The 25,135-nt window shown below is 63.5% G+C and carries 25 protein-coding genes; 9 read left to right on the forward strand and 16 right to left on the reverse strand.

Annotated elements, in window-relative coordinates; translation table 11 throughout:
• The first annotated feature begins 33 nt into the window (after window positions 1-33).
• Genes H147_RS0107210 through mnmH form a run of 3 tightly spaced genes read left to right on the forward strand, consistent with a single transcriptional unit; the run spans window position 34 to window position 3,986 of the window.
• Complete coding sequence (locus H147_RS0107210; protein WP_019954682.1) at window positions 34-1,935, forward strand: beta-galactosidase; 1,902 nt, start codon at window positions 34-36, stop codon at window positions 1,933-1,935.
• Window positions 1,935-2,876, forward strand: coding sequence for an aldose epimerase family protein (locus H147_RS0107215; protein ID WP_019954683.1), 942 nt, complete (start codon window positions 1,935-1,937; stop codon window positions 2,874-2,876). The genes H147_RS0107210 and H147_RS0107215 overlap by 1 nt, the downstream gene beginning before the upstream one ends.
• 57 nt (window positions 2,877-2,933) lie before the next feature.
• Window positions 2,934-3,986: a tRNA 2-selenouridine(34) synthase MnmH gene (gene mnmH / locus H147_RS0107220; RefSeq protein ID WP_026352337.1), complete on the forward strand. Its 1,053-nt coding sequence runs from the start codon at window positions 2,934-2,936 to the stop codon at window positions 3,984-3,986.
• Here mnmH and H147_RS0107225 read toward each other — a convergent pair.
• The 5 genes from H147_RS0107225 to H147_RS0107245 are packed head-to-tail and all read right to left on the reverse strand — an operon-like array spanning window position 3,973 to window position 10,696.
• Window positions 3,973-6,069: a slr1591 family oxidoreductase gene (locus H147_RS0107225; RefSeq protein WP_019954685.1), complete on the reverse strand. Its 2,097-nt coding sequence runs from the start codon at window positions 6,067-6,069 to the stop codon at window positions 3,973-3,975. The genes mnmH and H147_RS0107225 overlap by 14 nt on opposite strands.
• 24 nt (window positions 6,070-6,093) lie before the next feature.
• Window positions 6,094-6,651 carry a pyridoxamine 5'-phosphate oxidase family protein gene (locus H147_RS0107230; protein WP_019954686.1) on the reverse strand — a complete coding sequence of 186 codons (558 nt, stop codon included), beginning with the start codon at window positions 6,649-6,651 and terminating at the stop codon, window positions 6,094-6,096.
• Entirely contained in the window at window positions 6,644-7,669 is a 1,026-nt protein-coding gene (locus H147_RS0107235; protein WP_019954687.1) for a lipocalin-like domain-containing protein, read from the reverse strand. The genes H147_RS0107230 and H147_RS0107235 overlap by 8 nt, the downstream gene beginning before the upstream one ends.
• Entirely contained in the window at window positions 7,659-10,040 is a 2,382-nt protein-coding gene (locus tag H147_RS0107240; protein ID WP_019954688.1) for an ABC transporter permease, read from the reverse strand. The genes H147_RS0107235 and H147_RS0107240 overlap by 11 nt, the downstream gene beginning before the upstream one ends.
• Window positions 10,037-10,696: an ABC transporter ATP-binding protein gene (locus H147_RS0107245; protein WP_019954689.1), complete on the reverse strand. Its 660-nt coding sequence runs from the start codon at window positions 10,694-10,696 to the stop codon at window positions 10,037-10,039. Before H147_RS0107245 ends, H147_RS0107240 begins: the two co-directional genes overlap by 4 nt.
• Before the next feature lie 130 nt (window positions 10,697-10,826).
• Here H147_RS0107245 and bktB point away from each other — a divergent pair, with 130 nt between their 5' ends.
• Window positions 10,827-12,002, forward strand: coding sequence for a beta-ketothiolase BktB (gene bktB, locus H147_RS0107250; RefSeq protein ID WP_019954690.1), 1,176 nt, complete (start codon window positions 10,827-10,829; stop codon window positions 12,000-12,002).
• A 70-nt stretch (window positions 12,003-12,072) separates the two neighbouring features.
• On the opposite strand, the gene H147_RS0107255 is transcribed toward bktB, so the two are convergent.
• The 3 genes from H147_RS0107255 to hspQ all read right to left on the reverse strand — a co-directional run bounded on the left by H147_RS0107255 (window position 12,073) and on the right by hspQ (window position 14,310).
• On the reverse strand, window positions 12,073-12,939 hold the full coding sequence (locus tag H147_RS0107255; RefSeq protein WP_019954691.1) for a hypothetical protein: 867 nt from the start codon (window positions 12,937-12,939) through the stop codon (window positions 12,073-12,075).
• A gap of 197 nt (window positions 12,940-13,136) precedes the next feature.
• A complete protein-coding gene (gene yaaA / locus H147_RS0107260; RefSeq protein ID WP_019954692.1) occupies window positions 13,137-13,907 on the reverse strand; it encodes a peroxide stress protein YaaA in 771 nt (256 codons plus the stop codon).
• Between the two features lie 76 nt (window positions 13,908-13,983).
• Window positions 13,984-14,310, reverse strand: coding sequence for a heat shock protein HspQ (gene hspQ, locus H147_RS0107265; RefSeq protein WP_019954693.1), 327 nt, complete (start codon window positions 14,308-14,310; stop codon window positions 13,984-13,986).
• 197 nt (window positions 14,311-14,507) lie between these two features.
• On the opposite strand from hspQ, the gene H147_RS0107270 reads away from it, so the two are divergent.
• Both H147_RS0107270 and H147_RS0107275 read left to right on the forward strand, forming a co-directional pair.
• A complete protein-coding gene (locus H147_RS0107270; RefSeq protein ID WP_019954694.1) occupies window positions 14,508-15,098 on the forward strand; it encodes a transglycosylase SLT domain-containing protein in 591 nt (196 codons plus the stop codon).
• Window positions 15,095-15,736: a hypothetical protein gene (locus H147_RS0107275; protein WP_162561645.1), complete on the forward strand. Its 642-nt coding sequence runs from the start codon at window positions 15,095-15,097 to the stop codon at window positions 15,734-15,736. Before H147_RS0107270 ends, H147_RS0107275 begins: the two co-directional genes overlap by 4 nt.
• 110 nt (window positions 15,737-15,846) lie before the next feature.
• Here H147_RS0107275 and H147_RS0107280 read toward each other — a convergent pair whose 3' ends face one another.
• The 5 genes from H147_RS0107280 to ttcA form a co-directional block, all read right to left on the reverse strand.
• Window positions 15,847-16,455, reverse strand: a complete 609-nt coding sequence (locus tag H147_RS0107280; protein WP_019954696.1) for a LolA family protein — start codon at window positions 16,453-16,455, stop codon at window positions 15,847-15,849.
• Window positions 16,456-16,527: 72 nt separating this feature from the next.
• Window positions 16,528-17,664, reverse strand: a complete 1,137-nt coding sequence (nagA, locus tag H147_RS0107285) for an N-acetylglucosamine-6-phosphate deacetylase (protein ID WP_019954697.1) — start codon at window positions 17,662-17,664, stop codon at window positions 16,528-16,530.
• Window positions 17,657-18,565, reverse strand: coding sequence for an ROK family protein (locus H147_RS0107290; protein ID WP_019954698.1), 909 nt, complete (start codon window positions 18,563-18,565; stop codon window positions 17,657-17,659). Before H147_RS0107290 ends, nagA begins: the two co-directional genes overlap by 8 nt.
• Before the next feature lie 120 nt (window positions 18,566-18,685).
• Window positions 18,686-20,278, reverse strand: a complete 1,593-nt coding sequence (locus tag H147_RS0107295) for a PstS family phosphate ABC transporter substrate-binding protein (protein WP_019954699.1) — start codon at window positions 20,276-20,278, stop codon at window positions 18,686-18,688.
• A 149-nt stretch (window positions 20,279-20,427) separates the two neighbouring features.
• Window positions 20,428-21,288, reverse strand: a complete 861-nt coding sequence (ttcA, locus tag H147_RS0107300) for a tRNA 2-thiocytidine(32) synthetase TtcA (RefSeq protein WP_026352338.1) — start codon at window positions 21,286-21,288, stop codon at window positions 20,428-20,430.
• An 87-nt stretch (window positions 21,289-21,375) separates the two neighbouring features.
• Here ttcA and H147_RS0107305 point away from each other — a divergent pair, with 87 nt between their 5' ends.
• Window positions 21,376-21,912 carry a DUF3833 family protein gene (locus H147_RS0107305; protein WP_019954701.1) on the forward strand — a complete coding sequence of 179 codons (537 nt, stop codon included), beginning with the start codon at window positions 21,376-21,378 and terminating at the stop codon, window positions 21,910-21,912.
• Between the two features lie 55 nt (window positions 21,913-21,967).
• On the opposite strand, the gene yidD is transcribed toward H147_RS0107305, so the two are convergent.
• The 3 genes from yidD to rpmH all read right to left on the reverse strand — a co-directional run bounded on the left by yidD (window position 21,968) and on the right by rpmH (window position 22,727).
• The gene (yidD, locus tag H147_RS0107310) at window positions 21,968-22,189 is read right to left on the reverse strand and encodes a membrane protein insertion efficiency factor YidD (protein ID WP_019954702.1); all 222 of its coding nucleotides are present in this window, start codon (window positions 22,187-22,189) and stop codon (window positions 21,968-21,970) included.
• Entirely contained in the window at window positions 22,186-22,518 is a 333-nt protein-coding gene (gene rnpA, locus H147_RS0107315) for a ribonuclease P protein component (RefSeq protein WP_375342050.1), read from the reverse strand. Before rnpA ends, yidD begins: the two co-directional genes overlap by 4 nt.
• Window positions 22,519-22,592: 74 nt before the next feature.
• Window positions 22,593-22,727 (reverse strand): 50S ribosomal protein L34, encoded by a 135-nt coding sequence (rpmH, locus tag H147_RS20500; protein WP_007204042.1) that lies wholly within the window; start codon window positions 22,725-22,727, stop codon window positions 22,593-22,595.
• 251 nt (window positions 22,728-22,978) lie between these two features.
• Between rpmH and H147_RS0107320 the strand changes: the two genes are divergently transcribed.
• Window positions 22,979-23,701, forward strand: a complete 723-nt coding sequence (locus tag H147_RS0107320) for a TVP38/TMEM64 family protein (protein ID WP_019954704.1) — start codon at window positions 22,979-22,981, stop codon at window positions 23,699-23,701.
• A gap of 3 nt (window positions 23,702-23,704) precedes the next feature.
• Window positions 23,705-25,123: a dihydrolipoyl dehydrogenase family protein gene (locus tag H147_RS0107325; protein WP_019954705.1), complete on the forward strand. Its 1,419-nt coding sequence runs from the start codon at window positions 23,705-23,707 to the stop codon at window positions 25,121-25,123.
• Window positions 25,124-25,135: the final 12 nt, after the last annotated feature.

Here is a 25,135-nt window from a genome sequence, read left to right on the forward strand (position 1 = left end):
CCTCCCTTACCTCGCATTTCAAAAGGCTGACACATGCACCGCACGCTTGGCATCTGCTATTACCCCGAACACTGGCCCGAGGCCCAATGGCCCGAAGACGCCGCCCGCATGGTGGACGCTGGCCTGTCCTGGGTGCGGATCGGCGAATTTGCCTGGGCGCGGATGGAGGCCGTGCCGGGCACCCTGACGTGGGACTGGCTTGACCGTGCGATCGACGTGCTGGGTGCGGCGGGACTGAAGGTCGTGCTTGGCACACCGACCGCCACGCCGCCGCGCTGGATGCTGGACAAATACCCCGACATGCTGGCCGTCGACGCGCAGGGGCGCGCGCGCAAGTTCGGATCGCGCCGGCATTACGATTTCAGCCATCTGGGTTACCGCGACGAATGCCGCCGTAACGCGCGCCTGATGGGCGAGCGTTACGGCAAGAACCCCCATGTCGCCGCATGGCAGATCGACAATGAATACGACTGCCATGATACGACCCTGTCCTATTCGGACGCTGCAAGGCGCGGGTTTCAGGACTGGCTGGCGCAGCGCTATCAATCCACCGATGCGTTGAACCGCGCCTGGGGCAATGTGTTCTGGTCGATGGATTATGACACGTTCGACCAGATCGACCTGCCCAACCTGACCGTGACCGAACCCAACCCCGCGCATGTGCTGGCCTTCCGGCGTTACAGCTCGGATCAGGTGGTGGCGTTCAACAAGGTGCAGGCGGACGAGTTGCGCCGCCATACCGCCGCGCCGCTCATTCACAATTACATGGGCCGGATCACGACCTTCGACCATTGGAAGGTCGGTGCCGATCTCGATATCGCGTCTTGGGACAGTTACCCGATCGGCTTTCTGTCCGACCGGCTGGAAGGCACGGCCAAGGAAAAGGCTACCTTCCTGCGCCAAGGCCATCCCGACATGCAGGCGTTCCATCACGATCTTTACCGTGCTGTCGGTAAAGGGCGGCTCTGGGTCATGGAACAGCAACCTGGCCCTGTGAACTGGGCGCCTTACAACCCAGCCCCCCTGCCCGGCATGGCGCGTCTTTGGGCATGGGAGGCTTTTGCCCACGGCGCTGAAACCGTCTGCTATTTCCGCTGGCGGCAGGCGCCATTTGCGCAGGAACAGAACCATGCGGGGCTTTTGCGCCCCGACAGCGCGCCTGCCCCCGCCCTAGCCGAATGCCGTCAGGTCGCGGATGAGATTGCAACGCTGCCGGATGTCGGCACGGCCAAGGCGCAGGCGGCGCTGGTATTCGATTACGACAGCGCCTGGGCATGGGACACCCAACCGCAGGGCGCGGATTTCGAGGGGTTCCGTCTGGCCTTTGCCGCTTACCGCGCGCTGCGGCGGGCGGGGCTGAACATCGACATCCTGCCGCCCGATTGCGCCGATCTGTCGGGTTACAAACTGGTGCTGGCCCCCGGCCTGATGAAAATCAGCGACCCGTTGCGCCGCGCACTTGCCCGCTTTGACGGCATCGCCCTGATCGGGCCGCGCAGCGACACCAAGACGGATGAATTGAGCATCCCCACACCGCTTGGCCCCGACCTGCCCGATACCGATCTGGCGGTCGTGCTAACCGAAAGCATTCCGCCCGACGCCAAGATCAAGCTGCAAGGCGGCGGCCGTTTCCGGCACTGGTTCGAACATCTGGAAGGCACGGCACCGGTGCATCTGTCCACCAAATCGGGCCAGCCCGCGATCATGGGCGGCGACCATTTGCGCTATCTGGCGGGCTGGCCGGATGATGCGACCTTCGATGCGATCATCGGCGGGCTGTGCGATCCGCTGGACCTGCCCAGCTATACCCTGCCCGAAGGCTTGCGGATCAGGGACACCACCACACATCGGTTCGTGTTCAACTATGCACCCAAGGCGCAGGCTTGGGGCGATGTGATCGTGCCAGCGGCGGGCGTGCATTGGGAAACGCTGTGATGCAGGTTTTCGGCACCACCAAGGACGGCAAGACCGCGCATATCATCACGCTGCGCGCGGGCGACCTGACCGTCACGCTGCTGACATACGGCGCGCGGGTGCAGGACCTGCGGCTGGCGGGTGTGGATCACGGGCTGACGGTGGGGTCGGACGATCTGGCCGATTACGAAGGCGCGATGCGCTATCACGGGGCCATCGTCGGGCCTGTCGCCAACCGGATCAGCACAGCCCGCGTCCGGCTGGACGGGATGATGTATGAACTGGAACGCAACGATGGTCCCGCGCACCTGCATTCGGGGTCCGAAGGCAGCCACGCGCAGGTCTGGGATGTGGTCGCGACGACCGAGGATTCTGCCATCCTCGCGCTTGACATGCCCGATGGCTTTGCGGGGTTGCCCGGACAGCGGCGTGTGACAGCGGAATTCACCCTGACCGCCCCTGCGACGCTGACACTGACAATCAGCGCGACCAGCGATGGCACGACCTTGATGAATGTCGCCAATCACAGTTACTGGAACCTTGACGGATCGGCCACATGGCATGGCCATCGCCTCAAGATCGCGGCGGATCATTTCCTGCCCGTTGATGAAATGGTCTGCCCGACGGGCGATGTGGCGGATGTGACCGGCACCGGCATGGATTTCCGCGACGGCCCTGTGCTGCGCGCGCAGACGCCGCCGCTCGATCACAATTTCTGCCTGTCGGATCAGGTGAAACCGCTGCGCGATGTGCTCTGGCTGACAGGGCAAGGCGGGGTCGGCATGGCGATGGCCACGACCGCACCGGGACTGCAGGTCTTCGACGGCAGGCCGCGCTATGACGCGCTGGCCATCGAGGCGCAGCATTGGCCCGATGCCCCCAACAACACGCATTTCCCGCAAATCAAGCTGGCACCGGGTGCCATATATCGTCAGACGACACGCTGGACCTTCGCATGCTAGAGCATGGCGGCGACGCTTGGCCCTTTTGTCCGCGCAACGGCCGCGCTAGACAGCGCAATGCCTATCGCTTTCGCAACGCTTGACGAACTGCTGAACCATGGTTGCGACACCGTGATCGACGTGCGGTCGCCTGCCGAATTCGCGCTGGATCATATTCCGGGCGCAATCAACCTGCCCGCCCTGTCCAACGCCGAACGCGCAAGGGTCGGGACGATGTACAAACAGGTCAGCCCGTTCGAGGCGCGCAAACTGGGCGCATCACTGGTCGCGCGCAATGTCGCGGACCACATCGCGCAGGCGATGGCGGACAAGGATGGCAGCTGGCGGCCTTTGGTCTATTGCTGGCGTGGCGGGCAACGGTCGGGGTCGTTCGCCTCCATCCTGAGCCAGATCGGCTGGCGCACCGACACGGTGCAGGGCGGCTATCAGAGTTTTCGGCGGCTGGTGCACGAGGCGGTTTACGACACGCCCCTGCCGCACCGGATCATCCTGCTTGACGGCAATACCGGCACGGCGAAAACGGAACTGCTGGCACGGCTTGCCGCGAAGGACGTGCAGGTCATTGACCTTGAAGCCATGGCCAACCATCGCGGGTCGTTGTTGGGCGGCAGCGATCAGGGCCAGCCATCGCAGCGCGCGTTCGAGACACGACTGGCGCTGGCGCTGCACCGGCTCGACCCTGCCCGCCCCGTCCTGATCGAGGCGGAAAGCAGCAAGATCGGCCGTCTGATCATCCCGCCGGTCCTGTGGGCCGCGATGTGTGCCGCAAGGCGGATCACAGTGGGCGCGCCGCTTGCCGCGCGGGCCGCCTATCTGGCGCAGGCCTATGCCGATATCGCCGCCGACCCCGAGGATATGGCGCGCAGGCTGACGCCGCTCCGCTATGTCCGTGGGCATGACGTGGTGGATGGCTGGTTGGCCTTGCTGCGCGCGGGCGATCTGATCGGGTTCGCCAGTGCACTGATGGACCAGCATTACGACCCCGCCTATGCAAAATCGCGCAAAATCTCGGCAGATGACGTGCTGGCCGATCTGCACAGCGACACGCTGGACGATGCAGGGCAGGACCGGCTGGTGGAGGCGATACTGCCGCTGGTCAGCGCAGGTTGATCTCTCGCCCTTCGGTGATTTGCCCGATGATGGCGGCGGTATAGCCCGCCTCGGTCAGATCGCGCAGCAGATCATCGGCGCTGTCGGCAGCGACCGCCGCCAGCAAGCCACCTGCCGTCTGCGGGTCATAGGCCAGATCAGGCACCGCGCCGCCGACCATACCGGTCCCCGTCTGATTATCCGCAAAAAGTGTCGAACGCACGCCTTTCGCCGACAGCGCCGCCGCCCCCACCATCACCGGCACCTGCGCCCAATCCAGTACTGCCCCCGTGCCGGATGCATCACAGATCCCCCGCAGATGTCCCAAAAGCCCAAAACCCGTCACATCGGTCATCGCATGCGCATCCCGCAGGATCGCGGCGGCAGCGGCCTGCGATTGCACCATCAGGTCCAGACAGGCGATCACATCCGCCCCGCGCGCCTGCCCCGCCATGTCACCGGCCATGATCGTGCCGCTGCCGATGGGTTTGGTCACGATCAGCGCATCGCCCGGCCGCGCGCCCGCCAGCGTGATGGGCCTGTCCACCAGCCCCGTGATCGTAAAGCCGATGGTCAACTCATCCCCCAGTGAGCTATGCCCGCCGACGATCCGCGCGCCTGCCTCGGTCATGGTCGCGGTGGCAGTCGCCATGATCTCGGCCATCGTGCGTTGCTGCAATTCCGCGCTCATCCGTGGCAGGATGATCTGCGCGGTCGCGGCCTGCGGGATGGCCCCCATCGCCCAGACATCGCCCAGCGCGTGAATGGCGGCGATCCGCGTCATCAGCACCGGATCGGCCACCAGCGCGCGCAGGTGGTCGGTCGTGATGACCTGCCCCGCCTGCACCATGCCCGCGTCATCGCTAAAGGCATCGCCCAGCACCTGCAGTAAGGCCGCACGCCCCACCTTGGCCCCGCAGCCGCCACACATCGGCTTGTCGCCCAAGGCCTCGCGCAGGCCAAGGGCCGCGGTTTTCGGCACCTCCGGTCCCTGCATCACCGGCAGATCGTCAAGCTGGTTCATGAACTTGCGGTCGATCCGGTCCTTGAGCCGCCACAAGAGCGGCCCCTGCCAAACCGTCCCGAACTTTTCCGCCAGCGCGGATTTCTGCCCCAGCGAGATCAGCTTGAGATAATCGCGCTGCGGCGTGTAATCGCGCAACGGCCCGCCGGACAGAACCGCGCTCAGGTTGTCGAACAGCACGGGGGCCTGCCGCACGGCATAGACCCCCGCCTTGGGGCGGGGGGTGGCGACCATATGCGCGCAATCGCCCACGGCAAAGACGGCCACGTCGCTGGCCTGCAACTGCGCGTTTACGGTGATGAACCCGTCTCGCAGGTCCAGCCCCGTGCCCGCGATCCAGTCATGCGGCTTGGCCCCTGCCGCACCGGTGGTAAAATCACTGTGGATCAGGCGGCCGTCTTTCAGCAACACGCCTTCGGGAAACACCTGCGTGACTTCGGCGTTTTCGATGATCTCCACGCCGTAGCCCGCCAGCGCCGCCAGCATCCTTTGCCGCGCCTTGTCGCCAAGGGCGGCCAAGGCGCGGCTGCGGTCGATCAGATGCAGTTTCGGCGATCTGTCACGCAACGCATGCGCCATGGCAAGCGCCAGTTCCGCCCCCGCGACACCGCCCCCGATCACGGCAATCTTCGGGGCTTTCGCGCGGGCGCGATAATCGTCCCAGGCCTGCGCAAAGGCGCCCAGGGGTTTGGCCGGAATGCCATGCGCGGCGAAGCCTTCCAATACCGGCATTTCCGACGTGATGCCCACGTCGATCGCCAGCACGTCATAGGCGATAGGTGGCCGCCCCGGCAGAGTGACAGTGCGCGCTGCGCGGTCGATGCCCGTCACCGCCCCGTTGATGATCCGCGCCCCTGCGAAACGCGCCAGTTTGACCAGATCGATATCCAGATCATCGCGGCTGTAATGCCCCGCCACGAACCCCGGCAGCATGCCCGAATAGGCCGCTGTCGGACCGGGGTTGATCACCGTCACCCGCACACCGGCCAGCGGGTCCATCCCCCATTTGCGCAACACCAGCGCGTGGGTATGCCCGCCGCCGATCAGCACGAGGTCACGCGTGAAGGGGTATCTATCCATAAAACGCCTTTAGCGCGCACTCTGTCACGGCGATAGCCATTGGCCCGCCCAATCATCGCTTCGTGAATAGGCCGCGCGGCGGTGCTGGTCGCCCAGATGCACTAGGTCAATCTGCATGACACGGCAGGACAAAACGGCAAAGGTCGCGGGGTCAGGGTGTTTGGCATATTCCAGCGCTGCCCCGATGGGCGCACCGGGCGGCGGGGTCACGCCATAGCTTTGCTGCGCGTGATCTGGGATCTTGTCCCAAAGGTCGCGGACTTCCGCACCGCTTTGTACCGTCACCTCGGCCTGCAACCTGATCTGCAAGGCTTGCGGCCGCAGCCAGACATGCAGCGCCACACGCGGATTGGCCTGCAGGCTGGCCAGTTTAGTCGATTGCAGATCGGTGTGCAGCGTCACCAGCCCTGTGCCCTGATCGGCGGACCGCAGCACCATCGTGCGCGCCTCTGGCCAGCCATCGGGGCTGACGGTGCAAACGGTCGGCAAACGGCAAGGATGGCGCGCATCGGCCACGCCTCGTGCCAGCATCCCCCAGGCTCGCATGCGCAAGCCGTCCAGCGTGGTGAACCAGTCAGTCATAGCCTGTCATCTCCAGATAGCCGCGCCCTTGGTGGGTGCCCTGAAACGTCACCGGCCCTTCCCAATAGGGGACGCTGGTCGCCATCCATGCGTCATCGTTCAGCGCCTCGACCGTCACATCGACACCGCGCGCAGGCAAGGTCAAGCGCCAATGGACCGGCACGCCAGCCGCATTGGTCATCAGCGGTTCCACCTGCAAGGCCCCATCCGCGTAAGGCGTGGTTTCCCCCTCCGCCGTGATCCATGTGGCAGAGGTGTAATTCATCCCGTCCGTCTGTTGCAGCCGGAAGCCCATCAGCTTGTTGCCATCATCGAACAACAGTGAAAACCAGTCCCAGCCGGTCTGGTTATCCGCCAAAGGCTGCGACGACCATTCGCGGTCCAGCCACGCATTGCCCGTGACCTCCACATCGCCTGTCGGCAGGTGCAGCGTGCCCGCGATCTCGAAAAACGGCTGTGAATAGTAGTAGGACGCCTGCCCCGCCGCCGATTTCACCGAATAGCCGCCCTCGCCGTGGAACACCAAGGGCCCGGCCGCGGACAGCGTCATATCATAGCCGAAGTCCGCACCCGTCGCGCGCATCTGCAAGGTCTGCCAGTCGCCTTCCAGCGCCCAGTCGTCGATCCACGCGCTGAACGGATCGGCCACGACACCTGCCTGCCCGATCCCGCCACGCGCGAGGCGTTCGGCGACGAAATGCTCGGTTTCGGTCGTCACCGCCGCATGACCCATCCAGAGTTGCGGGCTGTCCCAGCCCTCGGCCTCGTAGGGCGCAAGGGCGGACCGGAACAGCGTCCATTGCAGTCCGTAGGGCGTGCCGTCGGCATCCTCCAGATTGGCGGTCAGATACCACCATTCGATCCGGTAATCAGGATGCGGGCCGTGATCGGCGGGAAAGTCGAACACGGGGTCAGGGGCGGGGGTGGAAAAACCTTCAACCTCGGTCCCGAGACCCGCGAAGCCTTGGGCGGATGCGGTGACAGGCAGCAGGCAGAGGATCAGCGCTTTAGCGTTCATTGGCAAAAACCTTCAGCAGATCACCGGGCGGCGTGCGGGCCAGCCGCCATGCGGGCCAGCCAGCAGCAAGAACAGCGGCGAGCAAGGCGAACCCGCCCAGACGCGCGTAATCCAGCGGGAACAGATACATCGGCAACTGCCAGCCGAAAGCCGCGACATTCACGACCGCCAGCAGCACCCACGCCAGCGCAAGGCCCAGCGGCAAGGCCAGCGCCGCAGTCAGCACCGCCAGCATCACCGCGCGCAGCAGTTCCAGCCGCCCCAAGGCGCTGCGCGTCATGCCCATCGCCCAGGCGGGGGCCAGTTGCGGGACCCGCATCGCAGCCAAGGTCAGCAGGCTCATCAGGATGGCGAAACCGGCGACAGCCAGCGTCAGGATGTTCAACGCGGTGGTGACGGTAAAGGTCCGCTCGAAGATCGCCAGCGAGACGGCCTTGATCCCTGCCTGGTCGATGGTCTGGCCCGCCCCGATGCCTGTCGCGGCCGTCAGATCGGTGACGACTGCGGCGACTTCACCCGGCACGCGCAGGCCGAACTGGCGCGCCTCGACATTCGGGAATTGCGCGGCAAAGGGGTCCTCGGCCAGCACGACCTGCCCGATAGGGTTGCCGTAATCGCCATAGATGCCCGCGACCGGCAGGGTCAGGCTGCCGATGGTCACCATATCGCCAAGGCCCAGCGCCCCCCGCCGCGCCAGTTGTTCGTTGATCACCACCGCCTGCCCAGCAAAGGTCGCGTCCCATGCGTCGGGCGTGCTTTGCAGGAACCGCCAGTTGTCGCGATAGGTGGCATGGTCGCGGGTGCCGAACACCTCGGCCGGTTGGCCCGCGATCTGCACGTCGGCGGACTGGATCGGCAGGACGACGACGCCCCGCGATTCGGCAAAGGCGATCAATGCGGCGGTCTGTTCGGCGCTGTCGGTGCTGACATAAAGCTCGGACGCAAGCCGCTGGTCCAGAAAGCCGGTGAAGGTCAGCCGGAAGCTCGACACCATCGTGGACACACCGATATTGGCCGCAATCGCCAGCATCAGCGCCATCAGCGCCAGCGACAGTCCCGGCAATTGCTGGCGCGTGTCAGCCCAGAACCATTGCGCGGTCACACCCCGCGCCCGCCCGCTGGCAAAGGCCAAAACCGCGTTCAGCACAGGCGGCAAGGCAAGGGCCGCGCCGATCAGCAAGGTCCCGAGCAAGGCAAAGCCTGTGACAAGCCCGTCCGCGTTGAAGGCCAGCACAAAGGCCACGGCCAGCAGCACAAGCGCCGCCCCCATCTGCCACCGCGCCCGCCGCCCCGCCGCCATCGCCAGCGCGCGCGGTTGCGCCGCCGCGAGCAGCGGCATCCGCGCGATCCCCCACAGCGCCGATCCGCCAGCCAGCAAGGTGCCAGCAAAGGCGATCCCCAGCCCTGACGCCCACCAGCTAGGCCGCAGTTGCAGGGTGCCTGATACATCCGCGCCGTAAAGGCCGCGCAAGGTGGCGGCGACATCGGGCAACAAAAGTGCCGCGATCACATAGCCCAAGGCGACCCCGATCACGCCCGCGACAAGCGCGAAGACCAAGAGTTCCGCCAGCATCAGCCCGATCAGCCGCCGCAAGGGCAGGCCGAGCGCGCGCAAGGTGCGCACCATGCCGCGCCGCTGCTCGAAGGCGAGGCCAATCGCGCCATGCACGATGAAAATGCCCACCGCAAAGGACAAGAGGCCAAAGGCGGTCAGGTTCAGATGGAAACTGTCGGTCAGCCCCGCAATATCGGTGCCGCCTTGCGCAGGTTGGAGCGTGAGGTCGGGTGCGATCTGGGCCAACGGCGGCAGGTCACGTGGCTGGTCAGGCAGCACCAGCAGGCTGTCGATCCGGCCTGCGCGGTCAAGCAGCCGTTGCGCCATGCCGATATCGGCAACGGCGGTGTGATCGGCAAGGTCAGGCGAGATCAGCACATCGACCCCGTCCAGCCGTGATGCCGTCAGAGCATTGGCAAAGACCTGATTGCCCCCCGTCAGAAAGGCCGCAAGGTTCACATCCCCGCCCAAAGTGACCGGCCCCATGCCCGCAGGTGCTGTCAGCGCGTCGATCCCGATCAGCCGCACGCCATCCAGATCGCCCGATAGCATCGGGCTGACCAGCCAGCCCGCGCGGCGCAGGGTGACGAAAACATCCTGCCCAAAGGCCGCGCCATCGCGGGCAACGAGCCTGTCATAGCGCCCTTCGTCCAGCGTGCTCGCGGCGGCGTCATAGCTTGCGCGCGCCTCGGCGTTGATCGCCTGCACGCCGGACCAGAGGCCCGTCGCCAGCGCCAGCCCCGCCAGCAGCGTGAACAACTGCACCGGGTTGCGTCCCCAATGCGACAACAGCGCCGCGAATGCCACCCGCGTCATGCCACCTGACCCGCGCGCAGATGCAGGCGGCGTTGCAGGCGCCCGGCCAATGCCTGCGAATGGGTGACCATCAGCAGGCCCGCGCCGGTTTCGGCCACGAGGCCCAGCATGAGGTCCATGACCGTCGCGGCCGTGGTTTCGTCCAGATTGCCCGTTGGTTCATCCGCCAGCACGAGTTTCGGGCGCGGGGCCAGCGTACGGGCAATGGCGACGCGCTGTTGTTGCCCGCCGGAGAGCTGTTCGGGATATTTGCGCAGATGATCCGTCAGCCCCATCCGGTCAGCAAGCGTCGCGCACCACGCTGCGTCATGCCGCCCCGCCAGCCGCGCCTGAAAGGCGATGTTGTCGGCGATCTTCAGGCTGGGGATCAGGTTGAACTGCTGGAACACAACGCCGACCGTGCCGCGCCGCAAGGCCGCACGGCCCGCATCATCAAGGCTGGCGATATCTTGTCCGTCCAGCACGATCCGGCCCGCATCCGCGCGGTCCAGCCCCCCGATCAAGTGCAAAAGCGTGCTTTTGCCACTGCCCGATTCGCCGGTCAGCGCAAGGCTTTCGCCTGCGGCCAGCGTCAGGCTGACCCCGCGCAGGACCGGAAACGGACCATCGGCAGTGGCAAAGGTCTTGGTCAGGTTTTCAACGGTCAGCAGGGTCATGGCCTTGAATTAACACATGGCGGGCAGAAGGAAACGCTCGGGCCTGGTGAAACTGCCGTGCCGCGACGTTCTGGCTTTTGCCACGGCGCTGTTGCGGTAAGCTGCAACCAAACAAACGGGGGAGGATACCATGACCGACATCGTCATTCTGGGCGGCGCACGCACCGCCATCGGCACTTTTGGTGGCGCTTTGGCGGGGACCACGCCCATCGAACTCGGGACCGTGGTGGCAACAGCCGCGCTTGAAAGGTCGGGCGTCGCGGGCGACCGGATCGGCCATGTGGCCTTTGGCCATGTCATCAATACCGAACCCAAGGACATGTATGTCAGCCGTGTCGCCGCGATGCAGGCAGGCATCCCCGACAGCGTGCCGGCGATGAACGTCAACCGGCTGTGCGGGTCGGGGGTGCAGGCGATCATTTCCGTCGCGCAATCGCTGATGCTGGGCGATGCCGATTTCGGCCTTGCCGGCGGGTCCGAGAATATGAGCCGGTCGCCCTTCATCATCTCCGACCAGCGCTGGGGCGCCAAGATGGGCGATATCCGCACGCGCGACATGATGCTGGGCGCACTCAACTGCCCCTTTGGCACCGGCCATATGGGGGTGACGGCAGAAAATGTGGCGGGCGAACATGGGATCAGCCGCGCCGATCAGGACGCCTTTGCCCTGCAAAGCCAGCAGCGCGCGGCGGCGGCCATCGCGGCGGGCTATTTCGACAGCCAGATCACGCCTGTCCCGATCCGCAGCAAGCGCGAGACGGTCGATTTCATCCGTGACGAACACCCCAAGGCCACGACGTCCGAGGCGCTCACCGCCCTGCGCCCCGTATTCCAGAAAGACGGGTCCGTGACGGCGGGCAATGCCTCCGGCCTCAACGACGGGGCGGCGGCCATCGTGCTGGCGCGTGCCGATGCGGCCGCGGCGGCGGGCCTGACCCCACGTTTCCGCATTCTGGGCTATGCCCATGCCGGTGTGCGGCCAGAGGTGATGGGCATCGGCCCCGTCCCTGCCGTGCGGGCGCTCTTGGAAAAGACAGGACTGACGGCAGGCGATTTCGACGTCATCGAATCGAACGAAGCCTTTGCCGCGCAGGCGCTGGCGGTCAGCAAGGAACTGGGTTTCGACCCCGCCCGCGTGAACCCCAACGGCGGCGCGATTGCGCTCGGCCATCCGGTGGGGGCCACAGGGGCGATCATCACCGTCAAGGCGATGTATGAACTGGAGCGGACAGGCGGCAAACGCGCACTGATCACGATGTGTATCGGCGGCGGGCAGGGTATCGCGCTGGCGATCGAGAGGGCTTAGAGGCCACCAGACGCTGGAGTGGAAACCGCCAGACTCAGGCCCTTGGAACACGGCTACCCTACGGCAGGTTTCACTTGTCTGTCTTGCGCATGCGTGACAGTCGCAGCGCGCGGATTTCGTCGGGCTTAGAGACCAGTCTGTCATGCTGCCGGACCCGCGATGCCGCGGTCTTTGCAATGTGATCTTCCCACGTCAGGACAGCAGTCGCGAAGTACCAGCTTGACGCCCAAGTCATGATCAATGTGCCCCGCAAGGCGGTCCAGGGCGCGAGATCGGTCTGGAACGGCAGGCTTTCGCCATTGACCAAGGCGAGGATCGTCGCAATCACCAGACCGGAAGCCATCACGACCTCTCCAAAGAAAGAGAACATATGTCCGCTGAACATCCAGACGGCCATCACGATGCTCAGCCCGATAACCCCACGCCCAAATCCGGTAAATGCCTTGTAGTCCCACCCCTCGCGACCAGATGAAGCCGCTGCCGCCGTCAAAGGAACAGCAAACGCCGCGCTGGTAATGGCCACAGGGGCAAGAAAGGCGACAAGAAACCCGCTCCAATAAGGCGAAGCGCCCAAAAGTCCCGCGAACAAGCCGAAAGGTTCAATCTGTATCCCCGCAGCTGTCACAGCCCACAAAAAACCCGCCCTCATCAGTCGTACGCCATACCCAACACACAGGAAGATGATGCTGAAAAAGAAGCAGGCGGTTAGAACTGTGCCCCAACTCATGGGTTGCGCCCTACCTCGCGCAGCAAGCGCGCAACGTAGTCCGACGATCATCAGCCAAACGCTGATCATCCCTGGCACCAGCAAACCAACGACCGGAATGATACTGAACAGGGAGAAGAAGACCATGCCGATACCCAGAAAGGGAAGCAAGATCAGGTAGCGCCAGAACGTGCCCAGCGAAAGTGGCAGAGCCTTGACGAGAATGAACATATGCTGCCCCCCAGACGTCCAACGATGATAACGCGACCATCCTGCACAACTTCCGCGGTTTCATGAAGACTGAGCGGATCAAGCAACCTACGTACCAGCCTACCAAAGTCGGTCAAGATAAAAGGGACTCGCACCATACAAAGCGTTACTGCATACACACGCAGGGGTAGTAACGCTTCAGGAATGGGCGGGTCAACTTACACCGGATAATCCCGCACGAACACCCACGTATCCCCCTCGGACAACTCGGCGTCATACGCATACCCGCCGCTGGTGAAGTGCTTGATCCCCTCCGCCTTTGTCACACGGTTCTCCACGATGAACCGCGCCATGGCCCCCCTCGCGCGTTTGGCGAAAAAGCTGACGATACGGGGTTTGTCGTCTTTGACTTCCATGAAACTGGGGGTGATGACGCGCAGTTTCAGCGCCTTGCGGTCGACGGCGCCGAAATATTCCTGACTGGCGCAGTTGATCAGCGTATCGGTCCCGACCTGCGCCGCTCGCGCGTTCAGCGCCTTGGCGATGGTGTCGCCCCAATACTCATAAAGCGACCCGCCGCGCCACGTTTTCAGCTTGCTGCCCATTTCCAGACGGTAGGGCTGGATCGCATCAAGCGGGCGCAGCAACCCGTAAAGCCCCGACAGGATACCCAGATGGTCCTGCGCCCATGCCAGATCATCCTCGGACAGGGTTTTCGCCTCCAAACCCTGATAGGTGTCCCCGTTAAAGGCAAGGGCCGCAGGTTTCACCGCATCAGCCGCAGGCTCGGCTGCGAAGGCACGGAAACGGTCGCGGTTCAGGCGGGCAAGGTCATCGGAAATCGACATCAGGCGTTTCAGATCGCCCAAACCCAGCCCGCGCGCGGTTTTCGCGAGACGGACGGCATCATCCTGAAAGGCGGGCGCGGTGGCGTCCACCTTGACGGGGTCCATATCAAGGGACTTGGCGGGAGAGATCACAACAAGCATCGGCACATCCTACTGTCTTTGCGAAGCGATGTAACATGGTGGCGGGCGATGACCAGCCCAGCCATGCGATGCGGTGTCAGTTCAACTGAACCTGCAACGGGTAATGCCCATCCTCGAACGGGCCGAACATTTCATCCAGATCGGGATGATCGACAGGTTCGCCCGAATGATCCGCGACAAGGTTCTGTTCGGACACGTAGGCCACATAAAAACTTTGCTCGTTCTCGGCCAGCAGGTGGTAATAGGGCTGATCCTTGATCGGGCGGCTGTCTTCGGGAATGGCGTTGTACCATTCGTCTGTGTTGGCGAACATCGCGTCCACATCGAAAATCACCCCGCGAAACGGATGTTTGCGGTGGCGGACAACCTGTCCCAAATGATACTTCGCGTGCTTTTTCAGCATGATTTGCGCCCTTCCAGACCCGTATATGGGTTTTTCGGTGCCAGAGTCCACGCCTGACGAGACGGTATCAATCACCGCACTCCGGTGGGTTTCCGCCCATTTCCACTGAAAATGTGATGTTGAAGGCCCGCCTTAGGCATTTCCAGATCGGTCCGGGCACGCTATGGTGTAAAAAAACAAAACATGGCGACGGGCGAATGAGCAGATATCTCCGGGCGCTGGCACTTTTGGTGTTCCTTGGCAGCTGTGGCAGCAGTTCGGGGAACTTCTCGGCGCCGCGCAATCTTGACGACGCATGCAGCATCGCGAGCGAGCGACCGCATTATTTCCGGGCCTTCCAGGCGGCAGAGCGCAAGCATGGCGTACCGGTGCCGACGATGATGGCGATGATGTATCAGGAAAGCAAATTCATCGGCGATATCCGCCCGCCGCATACCTATGCGCTGGGGGTCATCCCGATCGGGCGGCAGTCGTCCGCGCTGGGCTATAGTCAGGCGTTGGACGGCACCTGGGAAGAGTACCAGCAAGAAGTCGGCGGATCGCGCGCTCGACGCGACGATATCGGCGATGCCACCGATTTCATGGGCTGGTACATGACCAAGACGGTCGCCGAAACCGGGGTGCCTCTGAACGATACGCGCAACCAGTATCTGGCCTATCATGACGGGCGGCAGGGCTTTCTGCGCGGCACGTGGCGATCAAAGGCCTGGTTGATCCGCATCGCGGGCGAGGTGGATTCGCGGGCGGTCATGTACGACGCGCAATTGCGCAGTTGCCGTCGGCGGTGACATCGGGCACACGCACCTTGCGGGCATGGCCCGGCTGTTTCGCAGCGGCGCTGTTGGCAATGTCGGTGGCAGGCCCCGCGGTCGCGGCCACCGTCAGTTGCCACACCACTATCGACGGGCAACCATACCAGATATTCTACAACGACGCAGAGCCCTATTATTCGTCGTTCCGCGAGCGGATCTTCAGTCGCGACAACTGTCCCGGCGCCGTCGTCATCGCCTTTCTGACCCCGGAACTGACGCCGGAAGAAAGGGAAGTCTTCTGCGCCAACTATGACCCGCGCACCAAAAGCCACTCCTTGCCCGCCCAAGGGCCGCGTGATGCCTATGGTCGCTGCGTCGCGCCGTCACGCACCTGTCGCGTCGTGAACGCAACCAAGGACCAGGCGCTCGAAATCGTGGGGCTGGGTGAGGACGCGCAAAGCGGCACGCTGACCGACAGGATGTCGTCGACCATGTCGGCCGTCACGCACAGTTCTGGCGCGCTGATCCTGTCGGGAAATGCGGGGACGATCGCAGGCCTTCTGCCCTCTGCGGGGAACGCTGTCGGCACGGCGTTGGCCACCCCATCGTTGCTGGCGGGGGCTGCCGCGAGTATCGTCGTGATCGGTGGTGCAGTCTATCTTTGCGGTGACTGACGCTGTCGCGGACCGCTTTGGCCGACCGAACCGCGCGACGCAGACCTATCGGCGTCGCGACGGATGCACAGAGCGCGCGAACCAAAGGCCGCCCCCTGCCCGTCCGCCGTTTATTCCAGACCGCGCCTGCGCATTTCCGCGTTGATATTGAACATGATATCAGCGATCTGTCCGCCGGTTTGCAGATCGTTCAGGATCAGCGTTGTCTGATTGCCAACATCATCGGTGATGATCCACTGCCGAAGTTCGACCGGGTTTGCCGTGAAAACCATCTGGATATTGCCATATTGCGGATTGTCCGGGTCCTGTGCCGTGATCGTCGTGGTTGTGCCATCCGACGTCGTGCCAGTCACCATCCGCGCTGCACTCAGATTGACATTGCGTTGCAGGATGATGTTCAGCGGGGTCTGGTTCAGCGGATACCTGTCAGGCCCCGTGTTTGACCTTGGATCGAAAATCCCCAATTGTCCGCCACTGGCCAGAACCAGCGATTCCTCTGGGGGGTTGTATTCAAACCGGATGCGGCCGGGGCGTTTGATGTAAATCTGCCCAGTAGACAGGGTGCCGTCAGCATTGATCTGGGTGAACCCGCCTTGCGCGGTCTGCAACTGGTTCAGATAATCCGAAATCTGTGGCAGCGTCAGCTGCTGCGCCGAGACGGCGACCGCATAGACCGACAGGACGAAGGTCAGAAAAAGGGTGATGATGCGCGTTTTCATGTGCTGTACCTATGTAGCTTCGGCCGCTTTTGCAGCCTCTGGATGCCGACCACAACAGCAGGTATGCCCGCGCTAGGCGATATCATGCCGGATGTTTGCGGATAGCGGCCTGATCTGCAAGGACGTGTCCAACACAAACAGGTCATTGGCGAAACGCCCGTCGACCCGTCCCAGATGCGGTTTGGCCAAGAGCGCCGCCGGTGCGGTGATCGCCATATGCAACGCCTCTTCCAAGGGCAGGCCCACGTGTGCCACCAGCCTTTGTACGCCTGACAGCATGGTGGCATGGGCGCCCGCGAGGTTGCCTTCGGGATTGACGAGGCGGCCATCGCGCAGATGGATCCTTTGGCCATAGAGGTCGAAATGATCCGGCCCGCCCACGGTCGGCATGGCATCCGACACCAGCACCATCCGCCCGCAGACAGGGCGCGCCCGACAGGCCAGCGCTACCATCTCATCGGCGACATGGACCCCGTCGCAGATGATCCCGACATAGGCGTCGCTGTTGATTGCGGCGCCGACCAGCCCCGGTGCGCGCCCCTCCATCTGGGACATGGCATTATAGAGATGCGTGACCGACCGCGCGCCTGCTGCGAAAGCGGCCCCAACCTGACCTGCATCGGCATCCGAATGGCCCAAAGACACGATCACACCCAGCGCCACGAGTGCTGCGATCCGGTCGGGGGGCACCACCTCTGGCGCGAGTGTCATCATCACGGTCACATCGGCCGCTCGCAGGCCCTGTACAATCTGCATGGTAACATCGTCGAAGGGGCGCAGATGCGCGGCGGCATGGGTCCCCCTGCGGGCATGTGCGATATGCGGACCTTCGATATGCAATCCGGCGGCACCGCACAGGGTGCGCAAGGCGACCACGGCTTGTGCGGCTTGCGCCAGAACCTCGGGCGCATCAGTGATGATGGTCGGCATCAACGCGACCGTGCCAAAGCGACGATGAGCGGCAGCGATCGTCATCAGCCCCGGCAAGGACGGCGATTGGTTGAACAGCATGCCACCGCCGCCATTGACCTGCAGATCGACGAAGCCGGGGGTCAGGACCCCCTGCACGGCGCGCTGCGGCTGGTCAGGCGGGACGTCGGCCAGACCACAAACTGCCGTTACTTGCCCGCCAGCGATGCAGACCGCCTTGCCATCGAGCAATTGGCCGCCATCGAAAATCTGGGTCGGGATGATCCATCCGTCAGTCATTTGCCACCCGCCATGCTGCATGGGCCGCGCCGCGCGCGCCGCTTGTCGCCCCACCCTCGGCGCGCAGGATGACGGGGCTGCCAAAGCCCGCGAACTGCGCCCGGGCCAACGCCACCGTCAAATCCATCGACACCTCCGGAATGTCCGACATGCCACCACCCAGCACGATGCAGTCGGGATCGACCGTCAGCGTCAGCGTCTGGATCAAATCGGCGGTCAGGGCGCACCAGACATGCCAGACCGCTTGCAGCGCAGGATCGGACGCACGCGCGGCGACGATCTGTGGGGCCGTCAGGTCGAGTCCGGCCATCGCCTTGGCCAGGCGAGCCAAGCCAGCGCCGCTGATCAAGGTCTCGATGCAGCCGCGCCGCCCGCAAGGGCAATCGATGATCGGCAGGCCAAGGCCCTGCACCAGATGCGCGGCGGCGGATATATGGCCGACTTCGCCAGCCGTGCCCGACGGACCTGTCTGCAAATGCCCGTCGCGGACGTGACCGCCACCGACACCCGTGCCCAGCACCAGCGCGAATACCGACGAAAACGGGCGACCTGCGCCAAAGACCGCCTCGGACAAGGCCAGCGCGCGGCTGTCGTTGAGATAGGTCACAGGACGGGCCAGCGCATTTGACAGATGCGTTGGGAGCGGCTGGCCGTGCGCCGCGAGATTGGCCGCGAGCACACATTCGTCGCGTGGATTGACCGCGCCGGCCGCACCGATGCCGACGGCGACCGGAACACCCGCCCGCAAATCGGCCCATGCCACCAGGTCTAGAAGGGTTTGCAGCAATGCAGGATAGGTCGCAGGCGTATCGACCCGGCTGCGATCAAGCAGCCGCCAGTCCTCAGCAAAAAGCTGTGCCTCGATCTTGGTGCCGCCCAGATCGACGCCAAGCGCCATCATCGGGGCAACCCCGCGCCAGAGGAATGGAAACAAGCGTTCATGCCGATTACTGATGACGCAAAGCAGATGCGGCGGCAAGCGCGGGCCGTATCCCGATCGGGCATTGGTGCAGATGCATCGCTATTTGACCCAGACTTCGATCCGGCTGTGCGCCGGTCCTGCGACATGCCCTTCATAGCAGGTCGTACGCGAAACACCGCCGAACCCGGTCGATGTCACGGTCAGACCATTGGCCGCAAGGACCGTGGGCGCGAAGGCGCTGAAAGCGGCAGCCATCGCTGCGGCAGCCCCCGCCGATCGGTCAACCGCATCCAGCGCGCCCGCCTCGCTGTCCCCGAAACCCGCAAAAATGACCTGCCGTCCCGCATATTCGGGCTGCGCCAGCACCGTGGCGAGGTTGTGCATCATCGCCCTGTTCCACGCACCCTCGGCACCGCTTGCCGGACCGCCGGACATTGTCGGTGTCAGCCGTTCCGCCTCGGACAAGGTCTGGAACATCCGGGCGGCGACGGGGCGCTCCTCCGGTGCGGGGTTGGCAGTCAGAAGGGCGGTCAGCCGGATATTGCGATCAACGGGGGCCTGGACACGTGCCGCGTGAACGATGAAACTATCGCGCGCGAGAAGATCCTGTACAGCCTTTGACGTCGCGAAATCGAAAACCTCCGCGGGCAGCGATGTGGCCGCAGGCATGTCAAAGCGGGCGACGACGGGCCCGACCAGTGGATAATCCCCTGAAACGATGTTGAAATCCGTGGGCGCCACCGCGATACCACACGGGCCCGCAACAGGCAGAACCCGCGCCGACCCCGCATTGCCCACGTTCACGACGCTGATGCTGCCTGCGAACCCGCTGATCGCAGCGGCGATGCTGGCTTCGTCGGCCATCGTCAGGACATTGTCGGCGATGGCTTTCCCCGCGGGGGCCATGACGACCGCAATAAATTCGTCGCGCACTTCGGAGGTCATCGGCAGTTGCAACGGCAGCACGGTCAGGTCCGCTCCGCCGATCTGCGCCCAATTCGTGATTTCGCCCGCGTAAATCCCGGCCAGGTCGTCCATCGTGATCGCGTCGACGCCGACATCAGTCGCCGTGACGACCGCGAAGGCGCGCAGCCCGATCATCTGCTGGCGCGGCGCAGCCGCCAAGGCCCAGCCGGATGGTCCGACATATTCCTGTTCTGCACTGCCCGCCAGCGATGTCGTGACCAGTGCGATATCGCCATCCTGATCGGGTGCCGCGATCGAAAGGGTCGCCTGTGCATCGCCTGCCGCATCTGCGAGGGTCAGGGTCCCGGCCCCGTCGATCTCGACGGATGTATCGGTCTTTCCAGCCACGGCAAAGGCCCCCGAGAGACTGCGATAGGCCGCTTCGTAGGATGGCACGCCAAAGCTGATCGACAGGATGTCCGCAGCAGCCGCGGAATCTGCCTGCGTTTCGTCGACAACTCCGGCAAAGTCATCCGCCGTCAGACCGAATGTATTGGTCGCCAAAGTCTCGGTGCAGCCCGCGCCGTAGCACACCACACCCGATGCCGGCACACTGACGGGCCCGACGGTCGACTGGATCGTGACCATGGTCCCGTTGAATCCGATGATCTCGCCCTCGACGCTGATGAAATTGTCGGACGACCGCAATTCGACGACCTGCGCGGTCAGAACGGTCGGCGCAACGCTACAAATCAAGGCGGTCGTGAGGCTTTTCAACAATGTCATCGGTCGCTCCTGTCGGTGGTCGCCGCGCAAAGTGCGGCGGTCTTTCTCCGCCTCAGACCAGAGCAAGCAATTTTGGCAAAATTTGGATGATCTGCACGAAAAGGCCAAATTGTCGGCCCAGCCGCAACAATGTCGGCGGCGTGGCCCGTCTAGCCGGATTGGTCCGCCGACGGGGTGCCCAACGCAAGCCCCGCGAAGTCGAACAACTTGGGATCCAAAAGATGGGACGGGCGTGCGTTCATCAAAGACCGGAACATCACCTGTCTGCGCCCGGGGCTGTTGCGTTCCCAGCCATCGAGGATCTGCTTGACCTGCTGGCGCTGCAAGCCGTCCTGTGATCCGCACAGATCACAGGGGATGATGGGATATTTCATCGCCTGCGCGAATTTTTCGCAATCCACCTCGGGCACATGGGCCAGCGGGCGATAGAGAAACAGATCACCTTCCTCGTTGACCAGCTTCGGCGGCATCGTGGCCAGACGCCCGCCATGGAACAGGTTCATGAAGAAGGTTTCCAGAATATCGTCGCGGTGGTGGCCCAGCACGACGGCGGAACAGCCTTCTTCGCGCGCGACGCGGTACAGGTTGCCGCGCCGCAGCCGCGAGCACAACGCGCAGAACGTCCGACCCGCCGGCACCTTGTCCATCACGATGGAATAGGTGTCCTGATATTCGATCCGGTGCGGCACGCCCATCCGGGCCAGGAATTCGGGCAGAACAGTGGCAGGAAAACCGGGCTGGCCCTGATCGAGATTGCAGGCCAGCAGATCGACCGGCAGCAGCCCGCGCCATTTCAGCTCATAGAGCACGGCCAGCAAGGTATAGCTGTCCTTGCCACCCGACAGGCAGACCAGCCATTTTGGCGTGGTCCCGTCCGTGCGGCGTTCGATCATTCCATATTGTTCGATCGCTTCGCGCGTTTGGCGCACGATTCGTTTGCGGAGTTTCCTGAACTCCGTCGTGGTCGGCGCGCCTTCGAACAGCGGGTGTATTTCAGTTTCATCCAGCATGGCTGCGATATGCCAGATCGCAACCACGCTGCCTAGAGGCATCCGAACCGGCCCGCCGGACGTATCAAGACAAAACCGGAGTTTGTCATGCGCCTGATCATTATCGCCGCCGCCGCCTTGCTCGCTGCCTGCACGGGAAAGCCCTCTTTCGACGACCCCGCGCTGAGCGACAGGCAGTTGAATCTCGAGGAATTCTTTGACGGCGAACTGGTCGCCTATGGTCAGTTTCAGGATATCCTCGGCACCGTCCGGCGCAGTTTCGTCGTGAATATTGCAGGCGACTGGGATGGCGAACGCCTGCGGCTGGTCGAGGATTTCGTCTATGAGGACGGGTCGACCGAACAGCGCATCTGGACGCTTGTCAAAACCGGGCCAGATAGCTGGGAAGGCACTGCGCCCGGCGTCATCGGTACGGCGACGGGGTTGGAACAGGGCGACAGGTTCAACTGGAAATATGAAATCGACCTGCCGGTACCGTCGGCGGATGGCACATCGGAAACCCTGCGGGTGAATTTCGATGACTGGATGTGGCTGCTCGCCGATGACCGCCTGTTGAACCTGGCCTATGTCAAGCGCTTTGGGTTCGACATCGGCACGGTCACCATTTCATTCGAGAGGTTGTGACAAGAAATTTTGCCAAAATTTCTTGGAGGTGCGAAGATTTTTTGACAAAAAATCTTCACTCCGGAACGTTGTCGATACCGCTGCGACCCCATGGGTGGCAACGCAGGATGCGGCGGAACGCCAGCCAGCCGCCCTTGATGGCGCCGTGTTTTTCCAGTGCTTCCAGCGCATAGGCCGAACAGGTCGGATGATACCGGCAATTATGGCCGACCCATGGTGAAAAGATCAACCGATAGGCCCGCACGGGCAATGACAGGACATAGGCCAAGGGGGTCATGGATGGACCTTTCGCAGCGCGCGCCGCAGATCGGCCACCAGCGCATCGAACGGCAACGATGCAGTCAGGTCATGTCGCCCGACGAGAACGTAATCCCAGCCGCTCCGGCCATGGTCGGGCAACACCAGCCGCGCCACTTCTCGCAAACGTCGCTTGGCGCGGTTGCGGGCCACGGCGTTGCCGACCTTCTTGGAACAGGTGAACCCGACGCGAATGCCCGCAGCCTCGCCTGCCGCACGTTTGCGGGCCTGCAGGTGGATACCGGGCGTTCCCTGCCGCAACGCATGAGAGGCGCGCACGAAGTCGGCGCGTTTGGTCAGCACCTCCAGACAAACGGAAACCGCCGGAGCGCCTCTGTCAGGCTCAACCGGCGGTTTCAAAACGCTCAAGTCGCGAAAAGCGCTTACGCGCTCAGCTTTGCACGGCCTTTTGCGCGGCGTGCATTCAGGATCTTGCGGCCTGCTTTGGTCGCCATACGTGCGCGAAAGCCGTGGCGGTTCTTGCGAACCCTGTTCGATGGTTGGAACGTACGCTTCATCGCGTGTCCTCCGGTTGGTGGCCAAATCCCGACGGGATTCGAAGCCGTACTACATTTCAGACCTGCTCCTTAGAGGGGGTGTGCGATGCTGTCAACGCGCTTGACCGGCCAAGTCAGCCAGATCCTCGACATTTCTGGACGGCGTGGCTGAAACATCCGCCCACTTTGCATCAATGCCCCGTGAGGTGGCTTTCGCAGCCCGCCCTAAACGGCCATCTAGGGCCATGAAACAGCATTTCCGAAAGCGGCACATGACCGAGACAACGCAAAACCCTCTTCTGCGCAAGCTGCCGCTGATCGTCATTCTGGTCGTTGCCTGTGCGGGGGCGGTCCTGCTACGCGACTATTTGTCGTTTCAGGCGCTGTCCGACAATCGCGAAGCGCTGCTGACGTTTCGCGACGCCAACTATCTTGCGACGGTGCTGACGTTCATTGCGGCCTATGTCGTGATCGTGGCGTTTTCATTGCCCGGCGCGACGATCGCCACGCTGACGGGCGGTTTTCTGTTCGCGACATTCCCGGGCGCATTGTTCAACGTTCTCGGCGCGACACTGGGCGCGATCATCATTTTTCAGGCCGCTCGCTGGGGCCTTGGCGACAAGCTTGCCGCAAAGATGGAAACCTCAGAAGGCACGGTCAAGCGCATCAAGGACGGGATCGATGCGAACCAGTGGGAAATGCTGTTCCTGATCCGGCTGGTGCCTGCCGTGCCGTTCTTTGTCGCCAATCTCGTGCCCGCGCTGGTCGGCGTGCCGCTGTCGCGTTTTGCGATCACGACCTTTCTGGGGATCATTCCGGGGACGGTCGTGTTCACCTCTGTAGGGGCCGGATTGGGCGAGGTCTTTGCCCGTGGCGAGACCCCGAACCTCGGGATCATCTTCGAGCCGGCCATCCTGTTCCCGATTCTCGGGCTATGCGCCTTGGCCGCGCTCCCCATTCTGATCAAGGCCCTGCGCGGCAAGAAAGGTCTTTAACCCATGAACCGCATCACAACGGATATCTGCATCATCGGCGCTGGATCGGGCGGCTTGTCGGTCGCGGCGGGGGCGGTGCAGATGGGTGCCAAGGTCGTGCTGATCGAAGGGCACAAGATGGGCGGCGATTGCCTCAACTACGGCTGCGTGCCGTCCAAGGCGCTGATCGCTTCGGCCAAGCAGGCCTATGCGATGGGGCATGGCGCAAAATACGGGATCGGCGCGGTTGACCCGTCGGTCGATTACGCGGCCGCCAAGGACCATGTGGCCGACGTGATCGCCACCATCGCGCCCGTCGACAGCGTCGAGCGGTTCGAGGGCTTGGGCGTGCATGTCATTCAGGACTACGGGCGCTTCATCTCGCAAACCGAGGTGCAGGCAGGCGACACCATCATCACCGCGCGGCGTTTCGTCGTGGCGACGGGGTCCGGCCCCCTCGTGCCGCCGATTCCCGGATTGGAGGACGTGCCCTATCACACCAACGAGACCATCTTCGATCTGCGCGAAAGGCCCGGTCACCTGATCATCATCGGCGGCGGTCCCATCGGCATGGAACTGGCACAGGCGCACCGGCGGCTTGGCTGTGACGTGACTGTGGTCGAGGGGGCGAAGGCGCTTGGCAAGGACGATCCTGAAACTGCGGCCATCGTGCTGGATACGCTGCGCGACGAAGGTGTGGTCATCATGGAGGACGCGCAGGCCGAAAAGATCAGCCAGTCAGACGGCAAGATCACCGTGCATACGCCCAAAGGCGATGTCACAGGATCGCATCTGCTGATCGCGGTGGGGCGCAAGGTCAACACCGACAGGCTGGATCTGGAAAAAGGCGGCGTTGCCTATGACCGCAAGGGCCTCAAGGTCGGTCCCGACCTGCGGTCCGTGACCAATCGGCGGGTTTATGCCGCCGGAGACGTGGCGGGTGGGCTGCAGTTCACCCATGTCGCGGGCTATCACGCCAGCGTGCTGATCCGGTCGCTGCTGTTCGCGCTGCCATCCAGGCAGCGGACTGACCATATACCTTGGGCGACCTATACCGATCCCGAACTGGCACAGGTCGGCCTGACCGAAGCGCAAGCCCGAAAGAAACATGGCCCCAAGCTCGAAGTGGTGCGGTTCGAATTCCACCACAACGACCGCCTGATCGCCGAACGCAAAACCAAGGGGCTGATCAAGGTGATGGTTGTCAGGGGGCGCCCTGTGGGCGTGTCCATGGCTGGCCATATGGCGGGCGAGTTGATTGGCATGTGGGCCATGGCGATCGCCAACGGCATGAAAATGTCCGCCATCGCACAGACCGTCCTGCCCTATCCCACGGTGAGCGAGGTTAACAAACGCGCTGCAGGTGCTTATTTTAGCCCAAGACTTTTTGAAAACCCCACTGTAAAGCGGGTTGTCGGTCTTGTGCAGCGTTGGTTGCCCTGACCTCAGCGAGGG

Origin of the sequence: Yoonia vestfoldensis DSM 16212 (assembly GCF_000382265.1) — a bacterium.
Classification (GTDB): Bacteria; Pseudomonadota; Alphaproteobacteria; order Rhodobacterales; family Rhodobacteraceae; genus Yoonia; species Yoonia vestfoldensis.

Excerpts from the sequence above, each read along its gene's own strand:
- H147_RS0107225 (WP_019954685.1), bottom strand. The coding sequence starts at position 6,069 with ATGGATAGATACCCCTTCACGCGTGACCTCGTGCTGATCGGCGGCGGG.
- H147_RS0107255 (WP_019954691.1), bottom strand. The coding sequence starts at position 12,939 with ATGTTCATTCTCGTCAAGGCTCTGCCACTTTCGCTGGGCACGTTCTGG.
- H147_RS0107305 (WP_019954701.1), top strand. The coding sequence starts at position 21,376 with ATGCGCCTGATCATTATCGCCGCCGCCGCCTTGCTCGCTGCCTGCACG.
- H147_RS0107230 (WP_019954686.1), bottom strand. The coding sequence starts at position 6,651 with ATGACTGACTGGTTCACCACGCTGGACGGCTTGCGCATGCGAGCCTGG.
- yaaA (WP_019954692.1), bottom strand. The coding sequence starts at position 13,907 with ATGCTTGTTGTGATCTCTCCCGCCAAGTCCCTTGATATGGACCCCGTC.
- mnmH (WP_026352337.1), top strand. The coding sequence starts at position 2,934 with ATGCCTATCGCTTTCGCAACGCTTGACGAACTGCTGAACCATGGTTGC.
- ttcA (WP_026352338.1), bottom strand. The coding sequence starts at position 21,288 with ATGCTGGATGAAACTGAAATACACCCGCTGTTCGAAGGCGCGCCGACC.
- H147_RS0107245 (WP_019954689.1), bottom strand. The coding sequence starts at position 10,696 with ATGACCCTGCTGACCGTTGAAAACCTGACCAAGACCTTTGCCACTGCC.
- H147_RS0107270 (WP_019954694.1), top strand. The coding sequence starts at position 14,508 with ATGAGCAGATATCTCCGGGCGCTGGCACTTTTGGTGTTCCTTGGCAGC.
- hspQ (WP_019954693.1), bottom strand. The coding sequence starts at position 14,310 with ATGCTGAAAAAGCACGCGAAGTATCATTTGGGACAGGTTGTCCGCCAC.
- H147_RS0107240 (WP_019954688.1), bottom strand. The coding sequence starts at position 10,040 with ATGACGCGGGTGGCATTCGCGGCGCTGTTGTCGCATTGGGGACGCAAC.
- yidD (WP_019954702.1), bottom strand. The coding sequence starts at position 22,189 with ATGACCCCCTTGGCCTATGTCCTGTCATTGCCCGTGCGGGCCTATCGG.
- H147_RS0107290 (WP_019954698.1), bottom strand. The coding sequence starts at position 18,565 with ATGATGGCGCTTGGCGTCGATCTGGGCGGCACCAAGATCGAGGCACAG.
- H147_RS0107215 (WP_019954683.1), top strand. The coding sequence starts at position 1,935 with ATGCAGGTTTTCGGCACCACCAAGGACGGCAAGACCGCGCATATCATC.
- bktB (WP_019954690.1), top strand. The coding sequence starts at position 10,827 with ATGACCGACATCGTCATTCTGGGCGGCGCACGCACCGCCATCGGCACT.
- H147_RS0107320 (WP_019954704.1), top strand. The coding sequence starts at position 22,979 with ATGACCGAGACAACGCAAAACCCTCTTCTGCGCAAGCTGCCGCTGATC.
- H147_RS0107295 (WP_019954699.1), bottom strand. The coding sequence starts at position 20,278 with ATGACATTGTTGAAAAGCCTCACGACCGCCTTGATTTGTAGCGTTGCG.
- H147_RS0107235 (WP_019954687.1), bottom strand. The coding sequence starts at position 7,669 with ATGAACGCTAAAGCGCTGATCCTCTGCCTGCTGCCTGTCACCGCATCC.
- rpmH (WP_007204042.1), bottom strand. The coding sequence starts at position 22,727 with ATGAAGCGTACGTTCCAACCATCGAACAGGGTTCGCAAGAACCGCCAC.
- nagA (WP_019954697.1), bottom strand. The coding sequence starts at position 17,664 with ATGACTGACGGATGGATCATCCCGACCCAGATTTTCGATGGCGGCCAA.
- H147_RS0107280 (WP_019954696.1), bottom strand. The coding sequence starts at position 16,455 with ATGAAAACGCGCATCATCACCCTTTTTCTGACCTTCGTCCTGTCGGTC.
- H147_RS0107325 (WP_019954705.1), top strand. The coding sequence starts at position 23,705 with ATGAACCGCATCACAACGGATATCTGCATCATCGGCGCTGGATCGGGC.
- H147_RS0107210 (WP_019954682.1), top strand. The coding sequence starts at position 34 with ATGCACCGCACGCTTGGCATCTGCTATTACCCCGAACACTGGCCCGAG.